The sequence below is a fragment of the Corynebacterium sp. 5QC2CO genome, assembly GCF_024580435.1.
In the GTDB taxonomy this organism is placed as follows: domain Bacteria; phylum Actinomycetota; class Actinomycetes; order Mycobacteriales; family Mycobacteriaceae; genus Corynebacterium; species Corynebacterium jeikeium_D.
In genome coordinates, this window is sequence record NZ_JANIKI010000012.1 from 34,700 (window position 1) to 52,882 (window position 18,183).

Here is an 18,183-nt window from a genome sequence, read left to right on the forward strand (position 1 = left end):
GGTCGGAGCAATTAAATTACTCCGCAAAATTACCTGTGGCAGATTTCGGACACACGAAACCCCCGACCGCATGCGACCGGGGGTTTACGTTCTGTAATTCGCCCTTTTAAGAGAAATGAAGAAACCCCCGGTAGAAAATCTACCGAGGGTTTCATCTGCGGAAGCAGGGGGATTTGAACCCCCGGAGGTGTGACCCTCGCTGGTTTTCAAGACCAGTGCATTCGGCCGCTCTGCCATACTTCCAACGCCAACATCATAACCGCATACCGCCGTAAGGCAGCAAACGCCCTCATAACACCCCTTGCCAGCACCTTTCGCAAGCCCTTCATCGGAAACCACACCCCAAGCATCCACCTCTACAGACATAACTATTTTTGCTAACTGCAAAAGAGCTTGAAATACCGCGTGCATAACCAGTTTTTGCATTACCTTTGAAGACTATGAAGGCAATCATTCAGACTGATCTTTCCAACCCCCGCGCCCTGGAATGGGCCGATGCTCCGGAACCGACTCTCGAGGATGGGCAGGTGCTGGTCAAGGTCAAAGCCGCTGGCGTAAACCGCGCTGACCTGCTGCAGGCCGCTGGCCACTACCCGCCGCCAAAAGGCGTAACCGACACCCTCGGCCTGGAGTGCGCAGGTGTCATTGAAGAGGTCAAGGGCGACTCTCAGGGCTGGAAAGTCGGCGACGAGGTCTGCTGCCTTCTCTCCGGTGGCGCTTACGCCGAAAAGGTCGCAGTCCCGGCCGGCCAAATTCTCCCACTGCCACATGGCTACTCCTTCACCGAGGCCGCATCCGTCGTCGAGGTTGCCTGCACGGTGTTCTCGAATGTCGTGATGATTGCCGGCCTAAAGGAAGGCGACCTGCTGCTGGTCCACGGTGGCGCGGGCGGCATCGGCACTTTCGCTATTCAGATGGCCAAGCGGCTCGGCGCTCGCGTCGCAGTCACCGCCGGTTCGGCGGAGAAGCTGGCTAAGTGCAAGGAGCTCGGCGCCGACATCCTCATCAATTACAAGGAAGAGGACTTCGAGGAGATCGTCGCAGCTGAGGGTGGCGCCAATGTCATTCTGGACATCATGGGCGCAAAGTACCTCGACCGAAACGTCAAGGCCCTGGCGAAGGACGGCCACCTGGTCATCATCGGCATGCAGGGAGGCGTTAAGGGCGAGCTCAACATCGGCCGCCTGCTGAGCAAGCGCGGCTCCATCACCGCCACCGGCCTGCGCTACCGCGATCTCGCTGACAAGGCTCGCATCGTCAACGCCACAGAGGACACCATCTGGCCAATGCTTGCCGACGGCACCGTCACCCCTCAAATTCATGAGGTCATGGATATGCGCGACGCAGCCAAGGCCCACGAGCTGCTCGACAGCGGCGCGGTCAGCGGCAAGATTGTGCTGACCGTCTAGTTAGCTGACTACCTAGCTAACCGAGCGAGGCAACTGCGCGCACGAGCTGGTCAATGTCGTGCGGCGTATTGAACGGCTGGAGGCCAACTCCCACGGCGCCTCCAGCCTCGTCGATGCCCATGGCCTCCAGCAGTGGCGATTCGTATGCATCAACAATGCTGGTCACCAGGCCATTATCCAGCAGCCTGTCCACGACTACCTTCGCCGACACCCCATCGACGAGGAAGCTAACGCGCGGAATATGCTGTGCCCGCGACACACTCGCGAAAGAATCATCTTCGGTATCCATGCCGATGATGTACACCCGCGGCAGGGTCATCAACGCCGCAATCAGGCGTTCCGACAACGTCGTCAAGTAGCGAGAAACCTGCGGCATCGCCGTTTCAATGCGATGCCTACGTGACCCCCTCGCCGTGCTATCCAGCGATGCCAGGTGCAGCACCGATTCAGACACTCCGCCGAGCAATGCCGGCGACACCGGGGAAACCTCGATCCGCTCGACGCCGCGCACATTCGGCACATAGCTTAACGACGTCATGCGCTCGAACATCTCGGGATCCTTGAACACCAATGCTGCGACCTCAGGTCCGCCCAGCACGGAGGCATCAACCAGCATGATGTCGGCGCCCAGCTTGCTCATCGACACATCGCGGTAGGCGACAATATCCGAGGCATCAACCAAAACCCAGGCGTTGGAGTACTCATGCACCCGCCGAGAAATGTCAGCTACCGGGGCAATGGTGCCAATGAACGGATCCGCGGCCGGGACGACAACGAGGCGAGTGTGCTCGTCTACGAGCTCGTCGAACTGCCAGGACGGCAACGTACCCGAGGACAAGTCAGCCTCAGCAATGCGGACTTGAGCTCCGTAGAGATTGGCTGCTCGGCGTAGTGGTGCGTGTACGACCTGCGAACCAATGCGAGAAATCACCAGGTTAGAGCCGAGCGTCAAGCGTCGACTCATTGCGGACGTGAACTGCTCCATGAGCACCTCACGCGAAGATCCCAACACCACGCCGGCGACCGGGCCGCCAGTGAGGTCGGCAAAAGCCCGGCGCGCACTGGCGGTTAGCTCCGCTGCAGCGGGAACGCCCGAGCTGCGCGACTGGCCATGAGCCCCCGCCCCAGTCTCACCAGGAAGGGACTTCTGGGCATTGCGAAATGCAGAAATCATCGCAGCCTGGACACGCTCGGGTACCTGGGTGCGTTGACCCGCATTGAGGTATGTCCACCCGTCGGAAAGCGACGAGTAAGCACCCCTGGTTGTCGGCACATCGAAGGCCATGAAAACCCTTTCCCGGTTTCGAATTCAAGCTGCGATATCTATTTCAGAGTTAACTGTGCAATCACCCACGAATCGAGCGTTCATGCCCCGAACCGTGTATCGCTTGCACATCTTAGTTGGAGCCAATTCTATCGAAGCAACCCCATATAGGATAATCTTTATCCCTTTTTAGCAGTTGCTTAAAATTGGCCGAACTTTTCCTGCCTGTATCCATGCGCAAGCACTCCCGATGCGTGAACCTTATGCACCAGCTGCATGCCATAAAGCAGTTACAGCGGCGATTGTATGTAAGTTTTCCAGGGTCACATAACCAGTCACATAACCAACCGTGGAAACAGCCTCAGAAGCACCACGTCACCACCAAGGACGACCACCCCACGCGACGGTTGTTCGCCGTCACGACGTGGAATAATGGCTCGCCCGGTGCCGTCGGTATTCAATCTAAACCGCCCTAGCTAGTAGTTTGGAGACGTGACTAACGCAGAAAATGATCGCCAATCCGCAGCTGCAGCCGACCAGCCGGCCAATACTGTGCGCAATGGCTCCGCTATCCGCACGGAGGAAACTCTCCGTCGCGACATTGCGCGCATAACTGACGCAACAGGCGAGGCACCGGCTTTCAAGTCGCGTTCCCGCACCATGGGCGCTGCCTGGCGGGATCTAGCTATCGGCTTCGGCCAGCGCGAGCTGTGGCTGCAGCTGGGCTGGCAGGACATCAAGCAGCGCTACCGCCGCTCCACGCTTGGCCCACTGTGGATCACCATTGCCACCGGCGCCATGGCCCTGGCTCTCGGCCTGCTGTACTCGCTGCTGTTCCAGCAGGAGCTGGCGTTCTTCCTGCCACACGTGACCGTCGGCCTGATTATCTGGGGCTTCATCTCCGGCTGCGTGCGCGAGGGCGCAACCGTCTTCATTGAAAACGAAGGCCTGATCAAACAGTTGCCCAGCGCGCTGAGTGTTCACGTCTACAGGCTGGTATGGCGGCAGCTGCTCTTCCTGGCCCACAACATGGTGATCTGGCTGATCCTCGTGTTGGTCTTCCGGCCGGATTTGGGCTGGAACTTCTTCCTGGTCATCCCCGCGATGGCGCTGCTGGTGGTCAACGGTGTGTGGGTGACGATGTTCTTCGGCATCATCGCTACGCGCTACCGCGACGTGGCACCACTGCTGGATTCCCTAATTCAGCTGGTGTTTTACATGACTCCAATTGTGTGGACCACCAAGACGCTGGAGGAACAGGGCGGTGCCGTCGCCGAACGCGCACGCATCGCCGAGATTAATCCGCTGTTCCACTACCTGGAAATCATCCGTGCCCCGCTAACCGGCGAGCCGGTGGATACCTACCACTGGTGGATTGTCCTCGCCTGCACCGCAGTCGGCCTGCTGCTGGCACTCGGGGCTATGCGCCTGTGGCGCTCCCGCGTGAGCTACTGGGTTTAGGCTGCAAGGGCCGTCGTAAAGCGAATAGAACTAGCAAGGGATAAGCATGGTCAGCATTGATACTTACAACGCGTGCGTTGACTTCCCCATTTTCGACGCCAAATCGCGGTCGATGAAGAAGGCGTTCCTCGGCGCCGCGGGTGGTGCGATTGGCCGCAATGACTCCAATGTCGTGGTCATTGAAGCGCTGAAGGACATCAACATCCACCTGCGCGAAGGCGACCGCGTCGGCCTGGTAGGCCACAACGGCGCGGGTAAGTCCACGCTGCTGCGACTACTGTCCGGCATCTATGAGCCCACGCGCGGTGCTGCCGATGTACGCGGCCGTGTGGCTCCGGTGTTCGACCTCGGTGTCGGCATGGACCCGGAGATTTCAGGCCTGGAAAACATCATCATCCGTGGCCTGTTCCTGGGGCAGACGCGCAAGCAGATGAAATCCAAGCTCGACGAGATCGCAGAGTTCACCGAACTCGGCGACTACCTTCACATGCCACTGCGCACCTACTCCACCGGTATGCGCGTGCGACTGGCACTCGGCGTGGTCACGTCCATTGAACCGGAGATTTTGCTTCTCGACGAAGGCATCGGAGCCGTCGACGCCGCATTCATGGCGAAGGCCCGGACGAAGTTGACCGAGTTGGTCGACCGCTCCGGACTGCTGGTGTTTGCGTCGCACTCGAATGAGTTCCTGGCGCAGCTGTGCGACACGGCGCTGTGGATTGATCACGGTACGGTTCGACAGGCAGGGCTTGTCGACGAAGTGGTCGAAGCCTACGAAGGTAAAGAGGCCGCCGACCAGGTGCGCCGCGTGCTCGCGCAGCGACGGTAGTAGCTTCGCGGGGAGTCCGGTCGCGGTTCCCCATAGTGGCCGAGCGGGCAGCTCGCGGGCGGCCGGTGGGCGGCACGGATGCTTGGAATTGCCCACCCGGAGCAACATGGCAAGATAGACAGCAATAAAAACAGTAATAAACGGTACTTCCCCCGATGGAGAACGAAGTGAGCGAAAACTCGGCTGACCACCCAAAGCACGATGAAGCAGCAACGGCCGCAATCGTGGTGACTCACAACCGCATCGAGGACCTGCGTCAATCGCTTCCCATCGTTTCCAGCCAGACCCACATGCCGAAGTGGCTCATCATCGTCGACAACGGCAATGACCCGAAGGTCAAGGAGCTCGCTGAGCAGGTGGCGGCGCAACAGTCGTCGGAAAGCGGATCTGCGCCGGAGATTCACTACCTCGGCTCCAAGACGAACCTGGGCGGCGCTGGTGGTTTCGCACTGGGCATGCTGACTGCGCTGTCGCTGGGCGCGGAGTGGATTTGGTGCGCCGATGACGACGGCCGCCCGGAGGACTCCTACGTGCTGAAGGCGCTGCACAGCTGCGCGCGACGCCACCAGCTCGACGCTGTCTCGCCGGTGGTCTGCGATATTAAGGCTCCGAACAAGCTGGCATTCCCCCTGCGCCGCGGGCTGGTGTGGCGTCGTCATCGCGAGGAGCTTTTCGAAAGCGGCATCAACCCCAAACTCCCAGAAGTACGCGACTCCGAGGGCACCAAGTGGTTCACCAACTTCGCAGATCAGAAGGCTGCGACCGGGCTCGAACTGCCTAGCGACCTCGAAACCATCGACGGCAACCACGACCTCCTGCCCGGCATCGCATCCCTGTTCAACGGCGCACTGTTTAGCGCCCGCTCGCTGGAACAGCTCGGCGTTCCCGACTACCGCCTGTTCATCCGCGGCGACGAGGTCGAATTCCACCGCCGCCTGGTCCGCTCCGGCCTCCGGTTCGGCACATGCTTGACGACGGCCTACCTGCACCCCTCCGGATCGGGTGAATTTGTGCCCATTCTCGGCGGCAAGATGCACACGCAGTACCCGACCAATGACTTCAAGCGCTACTTCACCTACCGCAACCGTGGCTACCTGATGAGCCAGCCCGGGATGCGCAAGCTCATGCCACAGGAGTTCCTGCGCTTCGGCTGGTTCTTCCTGGTCCAGCGCCGCGATGTCCGCGGCTTCTACCGCTGGTTCAAGCTGCTGAAGCAGGGCCGCGCGGAGAACTTCGAGCGCTTTGATCCGAAGTCGAAGTAGTTCGGGCTGGGGCTGCGGCGCTGGCCTGCATATTTGACCTCTCCCGGGTCGTGTAGTCCGCATTCCGAGTGCTCAGCGCGCAAAAGTGTTACTTAACCCCTGGTTCCCTTCTCCTCCACTGACATATCGATGAGGTATTCACTCATCGATGCGCTACAGCCTGCGCATAAGTGAATAGCCCTACGATAAGTGCGCGGGCCAGGCCAACAGCATGGCCATAAGTCCTGAAAACTCATCGACAAGTGGCGGAAAGTTGGCCATAAGTCAGCACAATTGCAGCAGGCCAGCAGCTGAACCTAGCTGGAGTCGCGAGAGGTCGGTGCATTTTCCAGAAGCTGCAAACGCTGCTTACGCTGCTGGATTCTGGACTCACGGAGCTGCCGATCTTTATACGGGACAGTGGCTTGACGAAAACGCCCAACTTCGGACGAAAATACCAACCCACCTGCCTGAATACGCTGCCTCTGCCGAATAGCGAACTGTCGCAAGACCTCCACGCAGTCCCCATTAATGACCTGTGACCATTGGAAGCGGAGTACATCTAAGTGGAGGTTTCGCAGACGCTTCTCGCGAGCTTGCTCTTTCAGAAGCACAGTCTCCGTAGCTGCTACCCCGCCACCGGAATACTTAGTCAGCCCATCGAACTCAATGATCAAATTCAGATGAGGCACATAAAAATCGACGCGCCCAATGAATCCTTCACTGTCATAGAACTCGACTTGCTGCATGAGCACGCATTTTTCGTCGTAAAGCGTGGCAATTCCTGAGTCGATTATGCATTTCTTTGTGATTGACTCACCGATGGTTTCGCTGTGTGCGCTGGCAGTTCGAAGTAGCTCGCGGGCGCGGCGGATACCCGGCGAACGTGGGTAATTTGTGAGGACGGTGTGCAGTTCTTCGAGGTCACACCACTGTCGCAGTGCGGTGTCAACGATGATTGGCCCGTTTTCGGACTCGGCGGTGCGGCAGATATCGATGACGGTTTTCGGCACATCGGTAACGCAGCGCCCACCAATACGAACGATGTCTTGTTCGAGGATTTTGCCACCGACATGGCGCAATCCACCGCCGGGTCGGCGCAGGCCGGAATTGGCAAGCGCAATTGTGGCATTTCGAACAAGCAACGGGATGCCATGCAACGCAGCGGCTGCTTCGCCCGTAATGATTGTCCCGGAACCTGGCTTGACCAGTGCCTTTATCTGCAGTTGAAAACGTTCGAATGCTGACAGCGCATTCCAGCGAGAGCACTCGATGTAGGTGCCGTACGCCAGTCTGAGCAGGGATTTATCTCGAATATTTGCGCTTCCGACGTGCCCGTGCAGATTATCCAGCTCTGACTTGGCACTGACATATTCACAAGGATGCTTGATTTGTTTCTGCGAAGCCGCGTGGATGAGGCCATCGGAATCGTAAGTCCAGTTAGGCATTGGTTTAGGCACGCTCCCCGAGGTCGGCTACAGGAATTCACGCATGGAATTAGTGCCTTCATTTATGACTGACTCCGTGAATATTGGCAGAAGAAAAGCCGCCGAATTGCCCGTTTCTGTGGACAATTTGGCGGCTGTGGATAACTGTCAAACGTTAACCTCTTGGTGCATCCTCGAGACGGATACCAAAAGGAACTCCGGGATCAGAGGGCCAATAGTATTCATCATCCGAAAAGGTAATAGTGGCGCGCTCGCCATCTCTGTGCAGTGCCGGATTGACGATCGCCTGTTCAATCGTGCGCGTCTCCGGTCCGTTTTGCCCCGACAGCTGTGCAGTAACTTCGGTCGGCTGGTCCAGAATCAAGATTGCGTAAGGTCCCCTGTCCGGTGAACCGGGGTTAGGATCCTGGCGCTGCTCATAGGCTAGAACATCTGCCTTGGTCTGGAAAACCTTCACGGTTCCCGTAATCGAATTGGTTCCAGACGTGCTTGACGAAGAACTAGAACCCGAACCAGACCCCGACCCCGAAGCCTGCTGCCCCGCCGTCGGATTCGGGCCACCGTTGGCACCATTAGCGTCATCGGCACCAGAACCATCAGCTCCAGCACCTGCCCCCGAGCCCGAGCCCGGCGCGCAGTCATTACCAGCAGCAATGGCCTCGACGATATCCAGGTTGTCAGCCTGAATCCAGTTAAACTGTTCGTACTCCCCAGCACCCGGATTCGCAGGCGTTTCCACCAGCTCATTGCCCTGGCGCGTCACCAGCAAATCTTCCTGATTGCGCCCCATCCTCTCTGCAGAAAACGAGAACATACCCGGCTGACCAGTAGCTCGCTGGAGGGCGCGACGTACACCGCCCGTTGAAGAAGCACCGTCATGGTAGGAATTCTGGAACTGAATTTCCTGACCATTTTCGTCAACGCCGTAGACACCAATCGCATCAATTTCGGCGCTCATCGCACTTGTGCCGTAGTTCAGCACCAGCTCGGGCACGCACCCATCATCAAGATGCACGAGCGCATATTTCATCGCTCCACCAGGGCTAACTTCACCGACAAAAGTCTGCAGCGGCGCCGGGTTCGCCAGCACCTGCTTGTACACAACGACGGCCTTCTCCGCCTGCGCCTGTCCCTGCGCATCGCCATTTTCGCTTGACGACGATCCACTGCCCTCGGCAGCCGCCGAATCGCCACCCCGATCCCCGGAGATCTTAACGAACAGAAAGATGGCCAGCGCAAGGATGATTAGTACTAGCAGCACCAAGATGGTGATGAGCTGTTTGCGTGTTTTGTCGCCTGTGTTATTCGGGGGCATGGGCGTAGTCATACGAGGCGGGGCTCCGTTCGAAAATTTATGAACTTTTAAGGTGAATAAACAATATTAAAGCCAGAAGCTGGCGGATTTCCTGCTATCCGCCGGTTTCTGCACTTTAGGGGTTAACCCCGCCCAGGCTCAGCCCAATCTCAGCAAGAACTACTCGCCCTGGAAGAACTTTTCCCAGTTGTCTTCGCTGGTCAAAGACGGCACGGCGGCACGCCACTGCTTCGCAAGGTCGTCCCACTTGGAGGACAGTTCGCGCATGAGGCTGATGGTCTCGGCACGCATGGACTTTTCCTTGTCCAGGTCGCGGACCAGGTGACGCACACCGTTCTGGGAGGCATCGGTGACCCAGACGTCGTCGAAGGTGGAAATGTGCCACCAGAAGGAGTCCTCGAAGGCCACAGCCACCGGCCCCGGGCGCTTCTTGCCCATCTGGGTATAAGCCAAACGCTTTGCCATCGTCTTGTTTTCGCTGGAAATCTCGTGTGACGGCGGGCGAACTGGGGTCAGACCGCCCGGCATCTCGTGCATCGGCAGCAGCTCGGTCTCCGGGAAGTTCTTTCGACCAGCAGAAATGCGTGCGAAGTCGCCCTGCGATGCGTTCTTCAGCACCTCCGGTCCTCGCAGCAGATCACGGACGGCTTCCATCTGCGTCCAGGCCAGGCCGTAGCGCATGGAGACCAGGTTCGAGAGGATTCGTCGTGAAGCGACGTTGACCATGTCCTTTGCGGTGACATCGCCGTGCATGGTGGCGGCGATGAGGGAGTTGCGCAGGCCGAAGTACTGGGCGGCGTTTTCGATGTCCTTCCAGTAGAAATCGGCGTGCCAGACGGCTGCACCCGGAATGGTGTCAGTCGGGTAGCCGGCCTTGGCGGCGCGGAAGCCGTAGTCGATGTCGTCGTACTGGAAGAACAGCGGCAGCGCCAGGCCAATCTTCTTAATGACCTCGGACGGCACCAGGCAGGTCCACCAGGCGTTGTAGTCAACGCCCAGGCGACGCAGCTGGTGGTACTTGCGCACGTCCACGTCGGCGTAACCGAACTTGGGGTCGTTCTCCTCGACCGTCAGCGCCTTCCAGTTGTAGGTCTCGCCGGTGCGGAAGAGACTGGTCGGGTTGAACAGGAAGAGCATCTGCGCGCCGAGCAGCATCGGCTTTTCCGCGCATACGGCCAGGGCGGATAGGCGCAGGGTGGTTTCGGGCTCCGGGCGGATGTCGTCGTCGGTAAGCAGAACCATGCAGTCGCCCGCAGCGGTGGCGTCGCGCATGCCGCGGGAGAAACCGCCGGCGCCGCCGAGGTTCGGCTGGTGGACAACGTTCAGGCGCTCGCCGAGGATCTCCTTGGCCTGGATAAAGTCAGCTTCGTCGGCCGGGTGCTGTTCGCCCTGGTCAACGACGCGGATGGTGCGAACGCGCTCAAGGGCTGGCAGGTCCTCAGCCAGCGTGGCGACGGTTCGAGCACAGTCAACCGGTCGGTTGTAAGAACAAATGACCAGGTCAGTCGGAATATCGCGCTTGATAGCCGACTTGGGCACAACATAGCGGACATCGGAAATCTTTGCGCCTGCGTCCTCGGTGTCGAAGCGCAGGTGAATGGCACCGCCATCGGCGAAGCGGTCCAGCGGGACGGTCAGGCGAACCTCTTCATTGGCAGAACCCGACATCGGCGAGTGCTCACCGGTCCAGTTGCCGTCGGCATCCGAGCCACCCGCTGCCCAGGAGTCCTCCAATCGGAGGTGGCCCCCAATATCCTCGGTGTAGGCCAGCACACGCGCGGAACCGACCACGCGCGCACGGATTTCGACCTGCTTAATTGAGGTCCAGCGCTGCCAGTAAGAAGCTCGGAAGCGCCCGAAGTAGGTGTCAGTGCGCACTACGGTGTGGCGACCGAGCGTGATCGAGTTACGGGTGGCCTGCACCGAGCTGTCGTAGGCGCCAACGCCTTCGACTCGGTAGTACAAATCCGGCTCCACCCAGTCTGCGGGCGGAGCAAACAGCACGCGCTGAATAGTCAGCATGTCAACATCGGTTTCGGCGGTCAGCTGAGTGGATTCCTTATTAGAAGCAGTCGAAGTCACGTCCCCCAGCGTATCGCGCTATTTCACACGGAAGATGAATACACGCTGAATGATGAAGTTAATTACCGTCGCAACGCCCTGTGCGACGACGAATGCGCCGAACTGTGCCCACTGCGCGTTCCAATCCCAGGCCTCGACAAGCCAGGGCTGCAACACATTAAAGATGCCGACCTGGGTGGCGTAAGTGATCAGGTACAGCACCGCAACTGCCAGCACCTTCTTCGCCGAGGACTTCGACTTGAAGGTCCAGCGGCTGTTAATGATGTACGCCGTAATCGTGCCGAAAACCCAGCCGACCGTCTTACCCCAGAAGTTGGTCGCCCCGAAGACGTTGAGCATGATGAACGTCAGGCCGAAGTCCACCACCGCCGCGATGACGCCGGAGATAATAAAGCGCATCATCTGCACTTTCAGTCCGTGCTCGTCCTTGGTCTCCGTCGCCATTGGCACTGCGGCCGAGTCCTCTACGACAAAACCGTTTTCGTGGGAGCCGTTTCCGAGCTTGCCGTTGTCGCGGTTCGGGTTTTCATTTGCTGTTTCATTCGCTGACACGCCTAGGAATTCTAGGCCACCGGCCAACTAACAAACAGCCAGCGCGAACATAAAGAGGCAATAATGAGGAGAAAAGATCTAACGCCGCAGCGCCTCACGCAGCAGATCCAGCCGTTCCACCGGCGAGAGCGCATCCTCCCCAGCTAGCCCCAGCGCGCTCATCTCCGCCCAGCTAGCCGCTGCCAATTCCTCCACGTCCTCGCCGGATAGCGGGATGCCCTCGTCGCTCTCCCAGCCGAGGCGCTCCATCACATGCGCCGCCACATCATGCCGCAGCTCATCCGAGGTCAGCGCCGCCAAACACAGTAGCTCCACCAATGCCGCATCGTGCCCGGCTGGGTCTTTCTCGGCGTCCTCTATAGGCAATGCACGCAATCGCTTGACGACGCTCTCCCCCGCCTCCCCGGTCAATTCCAGCGCGGTTGATTCCGACCTCTGCAAGTCCAGAGCCTGTAACAGGGGCACGAATTCAAACACCCCCGACCTCTCGATGATGTCCACGATATCGGCACGAGCGGTCGCCAACGTATTTTGAATGGAGTCCCGTCCGGTCAATTCCCTATTGATTGCGGCAATATCTACCGGCTCCTCCGCGTCCACATCCCCCAGTGCGCGGATAGAGCCCGAGCCACCGATGCACAGGGCATCCGGGGTGGCCTCATCGCGGGCAAAAGCTTCCCTGACCTGCAAAGTATGTTCCCACAGGCCCCACTGCCAAATAAGGGTATCGCCGGGACTCTGCAGTACCTCGGCAACTGTGGTGGACAAGGGAACATCGACGACTCCGACCGCTGCGGGTCTGCCGCCAGTCACCAGCTGTGCCGCAGACTCCACCGCAGAGCCGGGCAAATGGAACTTCGTCGGCACGCTTTCGTCGCCCCACCCAAAGATGACTGCTAACACGCGGGACAGGCTTCGCAGATCCATCTGGTCATTGACCCCGAAGACGCGGTGGGCACTGCACGGTTCTTCCTCTACAGAGGCACCGATAATGAGCGTGGCCGGTTCCGTGGCCACGCGAACGCCTGGAAAGGCGACTACGTTATCGGTCTGTGCTGCCATACCTCACAGCGTACGCAGGAAAAACAAGGTGGCCTGGATAGCAAAAACTCGCTACAATGCGCGCGTTTTTACCAACGGAATCTGGCGCGGCTCCGCACCCCATGGCTCTACCAAGTACTTGCGACGCAGGCGCTGCGACTCCACCGCCGTCCACTGCGCCACCAGCTCTTCTACCCCGCGGGCAAGCCCCAGCACCGGCCCTGCGATTTTTTCGCCAACATGCGGAAAATCAATAACCTCCACGTCGTTGACCTTGGGAAACCGTGGCTCCGTCAGATTTCCCTTGCCGGGCTTGGCCTTCTCTTCCTTCGCGGCGGCGCGCAGCTGTCCGATGTGGTCACGAATGCCGGCCACGGATGCCGTCAGGTCAATCACCGTGGCCCCCGACTGCTCAATCGCCTGCGATAGCAGGTCCGCCCCCTCAGCGCTCTCAGCACCCTCAGCTGCAGCGTCACCGTCACCATCGCCCGCGGTCACAGTCGCAACAAAGCAACCGGTGAGCAGATTGGTGGCGGTCTCCAGGGCTCCGTCGTCAAGCGGATCCACCAGCCATGCACCCGACAACCTCTCCCCTGCAAAGGACGGCGAGAGCTCCACATGCCAAATGACAACGGGCGATGTGGAACTACATACGGCAAGGGTCTGCGGAGTAGCAGCGGGCGTGGATGTCATGAGGTTGATGGTATCGCGAGTGACGGATCCCACGCGGGGTAGCCTTTATCGCATGTTCGACTTTTTCAAGAAGAAGCCGCGCGAAACCATCAACATGGCCGCCGAGTACACCAATACCCCGCTGTCGAACCAGATGGTCATGCTGTTCGCTGAGGAACTGCCCATCCTCGACAGCGCAGAGCGCGCACAGGTCTACCGCGCACTCGAGGCGTACGACGGCCCGCAGATCACCTCGCAGGAAATGCTGCCGGAAGAGATCCGAAAAATTATGGATCTATAGCCTCTCCGTACATTTCGCTCGCTTTCCGACGGCCCGTGCGCGGCCCCAAGCGTGACCAACACCTCGGAGCGTCACGGGCGACGGAGCCAGTGCAAAGGGGTAGCCTAGCCTTGATGTCCACTAACACTAACGGCAAGTCCAGCACCGATGCTTCGAACGGTGCCTACGGAGCCGTACACACAGAAGCCAGGACCCTGACCGGTTGGGGTCGTACCGCCCCCGCTAAGTCCCAGGTGCTGTCGACGCCGGACTTGGATGAAATCGTTAACGCCGTCAAGGCTGTCGCAGACCAGAACTCCGACAAGCCTGCCCACCTGTGCCGCGGTGTAATTGCCCGCGGCATGGGCCGCTCTTACGGCGACCCCGCTCAGAACTCGGGCGGTCTGGTCATCGACATGCAGAAGCTCAACAAGATTCACTCCATTGACCAGGAGTCGGCGATTGTTGATGTTGACGGCGGTGTCACGCTGGACCAGCTGATGAAGGCCGCGCTGCCCTACGGCCTGTGGGTGCCGGTACTGCCGGGCACTCGCCAGGTGACCATCGGTGGTGCCATTGGTCCGGATATTCACGGTAAGAACCACCACTCCGCAGGTTCCTTCGGCAACCACGTGCTGTCGATGGAGCTGCTGGTCGCTGACGGCCGTATCCTGCACCTTGAGCCGGAGGGCTCTGCAGACGACCCGGACGGCAAGCTGTTCTGGGCAACTGTCGGCGGCATGGGCCTGACCGGCATTATTGTCCGCGCTCGGATCAAGATGACCAAGACCGAGACGGCTTACTTCATCGCCGACGGCGACATGACCCACACTCTGGACGAGACCATCGAGTTCCACTCCGATGGCTCCGAGGAGAACTTCACCTACTCTTCCGCGTGGTTCGACGCCATCTCGCCGGAGCCGAAGCTGGGACGCGCCGCAATTTCCCGCGGTTCGCTGGCAACCTTGGCTCAGCTGGAGGAATACGCCCCGAAGCTGGCCAAGGATCCGCTGAAGTTCAACGCTCCACAGCTGGTGACTGTGCCGGATATCTTCCCGTCCTTCACCATGAACAAGCTGACCATGATCAGCATTGGTGAGCTGTGGTGGCTGAAGTCCGGTACCTACCGCAACCAGGTGCAGAACCTCACGCAGTTCTACCAGCCGCTGGATCTCATCGGCGAGTGGAACCGCGGCTATGGCTCCAAGGGCTTCCTGCAGTACCAGTTCGTTGTTCCGCGCGAGGCCGTCGAGCCGTTCAAGGAGATTGTCCGCGATATCCAGCGCTCCGGCCACTACTCGGCACTGAATGTGTTCAAGCTGTTTGGCGAGGGTAACCGCGCTCCGCTGTCCTACCCGATGCCGGGTTGGAATGTCTGCGTGGACTTCCCGATTAAGCCGGGTCTCGGCGCCTTCCTCGATGATCTGGATAAGCGCGTCATGGAGTTCGGCGGCCGCCTCTACCTGGCCAAGGAGTCGCGCACTTCCGCCGCTAACTTCCACCAGATGTACCCCGAGATGCAGAGCTGGCTGGACACCCGCAATGAGATCGACCCGCACGGTGTCTTCGCCTCTGACATGTCGCGTCGACTGGAACTGCACTAAAAGAACCGAGAGGATTTAAGCCCCAATGATTAATGCTGTAGGCGCTGCCCAGTCCATCCTGCTGCTCGGCGGCACTAGTGAAATCGGTCTGGCTATTACCGCCGAGTTCCTGAAGAAGGGCCCGGCCAAGGTCATCCTGGCTTCCCTGCCGAACGATCCGCTGCGCGAGGCCTCCGCTGAAAAGATGAAGGCCGCCGGCGCTTCCGAGGTGGTCACCCTCGACTTCGACGCAACGGACTTCGACTCCCACCCGGAGGTCGTCGATAAGGCATTTGCCGACGGCGACGTGGATATCTGCATCGTCGCGTTCGGCATGCTTGGCGACGCCGAGGAGCTCTGGCAAAACCAGCGCAAGGCTGTCCTGGCTGCGAACATCAACTACACCGGTGCAATGTCGATGGGTGTTCTGGTTGGTCAGAAGTTCAAGGCGCAGGGTCATGGCCAGTTCATTGCCATGTCCTCCGTTGCTGGTGAGCGCGTGCGTCGCTCCAACTTTGTCTACGGTTCCACCAAGGCCGGCCTGGATGGTTTCTACCTGAACCTTGGTGAAGCCCTGGAGGAGTACGGCGTTAAGACCCTGGTTATCCGCCCTGGTCAGGTCCGTACCCGTATGTCCGCTGACGTGGACGAGGCTCCGCTGACCGTGAATAAGGAAGATGTCGCCAAGCTCGCGGTGAAGTCCGTCGAGGCCGGTAAGACCCTGGTCTGGGCTCCGCCGGCATTCCAGCTGGTGATGATGGTGCTGAAGCACATTCCGCGCCCGATCTTCAAGAAGCTGCCGATTTAAGAGCGGGTTTCGAAGGACTCGAGGAAACTTGGCGGGGCTTGGCGGGGCTTGACGGGCTGACGTACCCACCTTTAGCTCCGCCGTTCGTCGGAGTCCGGTTCCTGTGCAAAACTTGAGGGCATGGTAGACAAGCAGGCCGAAACCTCGAGCGCTGACACCACGGGTGCCGACAACACTAGCGCCAACACAACGGGCGCACGATCCTATAGTGAGCTAGTCGACGAAGATCGCTACGAGATCTTCAACGATGACCAGCTCTCCCTCAAGGCTGCCCTCCTCTACCTGGTTGCTGCGCTTGTGGGCGGTTCGGTGATTGCTCTAGCGTCCTGGTTCGTGTTCCACCGCCTGTCGCTGCCGGCCTTTGGCGGGTCGCAGCTGACCAGGGCAGTCGCGACAGCGCTGATTGTCATCACGCTGACGCTCACCACCGTCCTGCTGTATTTTTTCGCCACCAAGGGCAAAGACAATCGCCCCCGATGGCTAACGTGGTTGACCTACCTGATGGCTTATATATCACCAGCCATTCTGGTGGTCTCTGCCGTCGGCCTGCCGCTGGGCTCGACCAGGCTGTGGTTGGACGGTCTGTCTGTCGACCAGGAGTTCCGCACTGAATACCTCACCAGGATGGCCTCGGAGCCTGGCCTGCACGACATGTCGTACATCGACATCCCGTCTTTCTACCCAGCTGGTTGGTTCTTCCTGGGCGGACATCTGGCCAATATTCTTGGCATTGCCGGCTGGGAGGTCTTCCAGCCCTGGGCATTGATGACACTCGCTGCCGCTGGCTGTGTTTTGGTTCCGGTGTGGCAACGCCTGAGTGGCTCCCTGCCCGTAGCCACTGGCATTGCGCTGACAACCACGGCGGTCGCCCTGGCCACTGTCGCCGATGAACCCTACGCCGCAGTCGTTGCTATGGGTCTTCCGGCGATGACCGTGATGGCCTGGCGCGGTCTCACCGGCGCTTGGTCCGCCATGTTTGGCGTGCTCGTCTTCCTGGGTATTTCTGCGACTTTCTACACTCTTTACACTGCCGTAGGCGCGCTTATTGTGGTCGTGTTGGCCGTGGTCGCGTGGACGTCGTCAAGCTCGTGGATGCCTGTAGTACGCCTGATCATTATGGGCGTGGGATCGATGCTGATTGCGGCGACGGTGTGGGGTCCGTACATGCTGGCGGTTGCGACAGGGGCACCGCGCTCGGGCGCGACAGCGACGCATTACCTGCCCCCGGAGGGCGCGCAGCTGCCTTTGCCAATGCTCGCCGCCAGTGTGATTGGTGTGCTGTGTTTCATCGGTGTCGTGCGCATGCTGGTCAGCGCCACAGAGCCGGATGCACGCGCGCTCGGCCTGGGCACGCTGGTGCTCTATGGCTGGGTAGTGGCCTCGATGGTGGCGACGCTGCTCGGACGCACGCTACTGGGGTTCCGCCTCACCGCACCGATTACGTTCATGTTGATTGCGGCTGGTGTGGTCGCGCTTGCCGACGCCCGTCTCAACGGCATCGAGAAGTACTGGCCACAGGCGGCACCAGCCCACATTGCCAAGCGCGTTTCCGCGGTAATGGCGGCAGTCTTGCTGCTGGCGGGCATTGGCTACGCGCAGTCGATTCCGAATAAGTTGCATGGTGCCATCGACTTGGCGCATACCGACACCGACGGCAACGGCGAGCGCGCGGACCGCTTCCCACCAAATGCCGGGGCGTGGTACTCAGCGGTGGACCAAACGCTGAAGGAGGCTGGGCTCGATCCGGCCCAGACAGTGGTGCTGACGGATGAGAAGAATTTCCAGGCACTCTATCCCTGGTACGGATTCCAGGCACTGACCAGCCACTACGCTAACCCTCTGGGTGAGTTTGACCGCCGTAATCAGGCATTGGAGGAATGGTCGGAGATTCACGATCCCGATGAGCTCGTGCAGGCGATGGATGCAACGCCGTGGCGCGGACCGGATGCCATTGTGCTGCGGGGCGAGGTTGAGACATCTGATGGCGAGGATGCCGCTCCACTGACGTTGGACATCGCGGATGATATCTATCCGAACAATCCGAATGTGGTCTTCCGGAGCCTGAATTTTGCCCGCTCTGCATTTGAGAAGCACTGGGAGCTAAACCAGGTCGGCCCGTTCGTAGTGGCGGTTCGCAAGTAGGTATTGGCAAGTAGGTATTGGGCGGCTATCCCCTGCTGTAAACGTGATTCCTGTTA

Annotated in this window: 15 protein-coding genes and 1 tRNA gene; 8 read left to right on the forward strand and 8 right to left on the reverse strand. The window is 59.6% G+C overall.

Translation table 11 applies throughout. The features are described 5' to 3' along the window. Positions 1-158 precede the first annotated feature (158 nt). Positions 159-243, reverse strand: a tRNA-Ser gene (locus tag NQ014_RS09405). 197 nt (positions 244-440) lie between these two features. Here NQ014_RS09405 and NQ014_RS09410 point away from each other — a divergent pair. Then, positions 441-1,409: an NAD(P)H-quinone oxidoreductase gene (locus NQ014_RS09410; protein WP_070603645.1), complete on the forward strand. Its 969-nt coding sequence runs from the start codon at positions 441-443 to the stop codon at positions 1,407-1,409. A 16-nt stretch (positions 1,410-1,425) separates the two neighbouring features. On the opposite strand, the gene NQ014_RS09415 is transcribed toward NQ014_RS09410, so the two are convergent. Then, entirely contained in the window at positions 1,426-2,694 is a 1,269-nt protein-coding gene (locus NQ014_RS09415) for an aminotransferase class V-fold PLP-dependent enzyme (RefSeq protein ID WP_049193883.1), read from the reverse strand. A 471-nt stretch (positions 2,695-3,165) separates the two neighbouring features. Between NQ014_RS09415 and NQ014_RS09420 the strand changes: the two genes are divergently transcribed. From NQ014_RS09420 to NQ014_RS09430, 3 genes are all read left to right on the forward strand, one after another. Next, the gene (locus tag NQ014_RS09420) at positions 3,166-4,134 is read left to right on the forward strand and encodes an ABC transporter permease (protein ID WP_083310490.1); all 969 of its coding nucleotides are present in this window, start codon (positions 3,166-3,168) and stop codon (positions 4,132-4,134) included. 46 nt (positions 4,135-4,180) lie between these two features. Then, positions 4,181-4,963 carry an ABC transporter ATP-binding protein gene (locus NQ014_RS09425; RefSeq protein WP_005510871.1) on the forward strand — a complete coding sequence of 261 codons (783 nt, stop codon included), beginning with the start codon at positions 4,181-4,183 and terminating at the stop codon, positions 4,961-4,963. Positions 4,964-5,118: 155 nt separating this feature from the next. Further along, positions 5,119-6,225 (forward strand): glycosyltransferase, encoded by a 1,107-nt coding sequence (locus tag NQ014_RS09430; protein WP_257074997.1) that lies wholly within the window; start codon positions 5,119-5,121, stop codon positions 6,223-6,225. Positions 6,226-6,521: 296 nt separating this feature from the next. Here NQ014_RS09430 and NQ014_RS09435 read toward each other — a convergent pair whose 3' ends face one another. The 6 genes from NQ014_RS09435 to NQ014_RS09460 all read right to left on the reverse strand — a co-directional run bounded on the left by NQ014_RS09435 (position 6,522) and on the right by NQ014_RS09460 (position 13,368). After that, positions 6,522-7,652 carry an endonuclease domain-containing protein gene (locus NQ014_RS09435; protein ID WP_257074998.1) on the reverse strand — a complete coding sequence of 377 codons (1,131 nt, stop codon included), beginning with the start codon at positions 7,650-7,652 and terminating at the stop codon, positions 6,522-6,524. Positions 7,653-7,806: 154 nt separating this feature from the next. Further along, positions 7,807-8,979 (reverse strand): hypothetical protein, encoded by a 1,173-nt coding sequence (locus NQ014_RS09440; protein ID WP_257074999.1) that lies wholly within the window; start codon positions 8,977-8,979, stop codon positions 7,807-7,809. 147 nt (positions 8,980-9,126) lie between these two features. After that, the gene (locus tag NQ014_RS09445; protein WP_016421829.1) at positions 9,127-11,049 is read right to left on the reverse strand and encodes a glycosyltransferase; all 1,923 of its coding nucleotides are present in this window, start codon (positions 11,047-11,049) and stop codon (positions 9,127-9,129) included. Positions 11,050-11,067: 18 nt separating this feature from the next. Further along, positions 11,068-11,601: a GtrA family protein gene (locus NQ014_RS09450; protein ID WP_016421828.1), complete on the reverse strand. Its 534-nt coding sequence runs from the start codon at positions 11,599-11,601 to the stop codon at positions 11,068-11,070. A gap of 78 nt (positions 11,602-11,679) precedes the next feature. Next, entirely contained in the window at positions 11,680-12,663 is a 984-nt protein-coding gene (locus NQ014_RS09455) for a hypothetical protein (protein ID WP_257075002.1), read from the reverse strand. 51 nt (positions 12,664-12,714) lie between these two features. Next, entirely contained in the window at positions 12,715-13,368 is a 654-nt protein-coding gene (locus tag NQ014_RS09460; protein ID WP_257075004.1) for a hypothetical protein, read from the reverse strand. 19 nt (positions 13,369-13,387) lie between these two features. On the opposite strand from NQ014_RS09460, the gene NQ014_RS09465 reads away from it, so the two are divergent. The 4 genes from NQ014_RS09465 (at position 13,388) to NQ014_RS09480 (ending at position 18,127) form a co-directional block, all read left to right on the forward strand. Continuing rightward, positions 13,388-13,615 (forward strand): hypothetical protein, encoded by a 228-nt coding sequence (locus tag NQ014_RS09465; protein WP_048761551.1) that lies wholly within the window; start codon positions 13,388-13,390, stop codon positions 13,613-13,615. A gap of 113 nt (positions 13,616-13,728) precedes the next feature. Further along, the gene (locus tag NQ014_RS09470; protein WP_257075005.1) at positions 13,729-15,198 is read left to right on the forward strand and encodes an FAD-binding oxidoreductase; all 1,470 of its coding nucleotides are present in this window, start codon (positions 13,729-13,731) and stop codon (positions 15,196-15,198) included. A 25-nt stretch (positions 15,199-15,223) separates the two neighbouring features. After that, the gene (locus NQ014_RS09475) at positions 15,224-15,985 is read left to right on the forward strand and encodes a decaprenylphospho-beta-D-erythro-pentofuranosid-2-ulose 2-reductase (RefSeq protein WP_049189783.1); all 762 of its coding nucleotides are present in this window, start codon (positions 15,224-15,226) and stop codon (positions 15,983-15,985) included. Positions 15,986-16,105: 120 nt separating this feature from the next. Beyond that, a complete protein-coding gene (locus NQ014_RS09480) occupies positions 16,106-18,127 on the forward strand; it encodes a galactan 5-O-arabinofuranosyltransferase (RefSeq protein WP_257075007.1) in 2,022 nt (673 codons plus the stop codon). Positions 18,128-18,183: the final 56 nt, after the last annotated feature.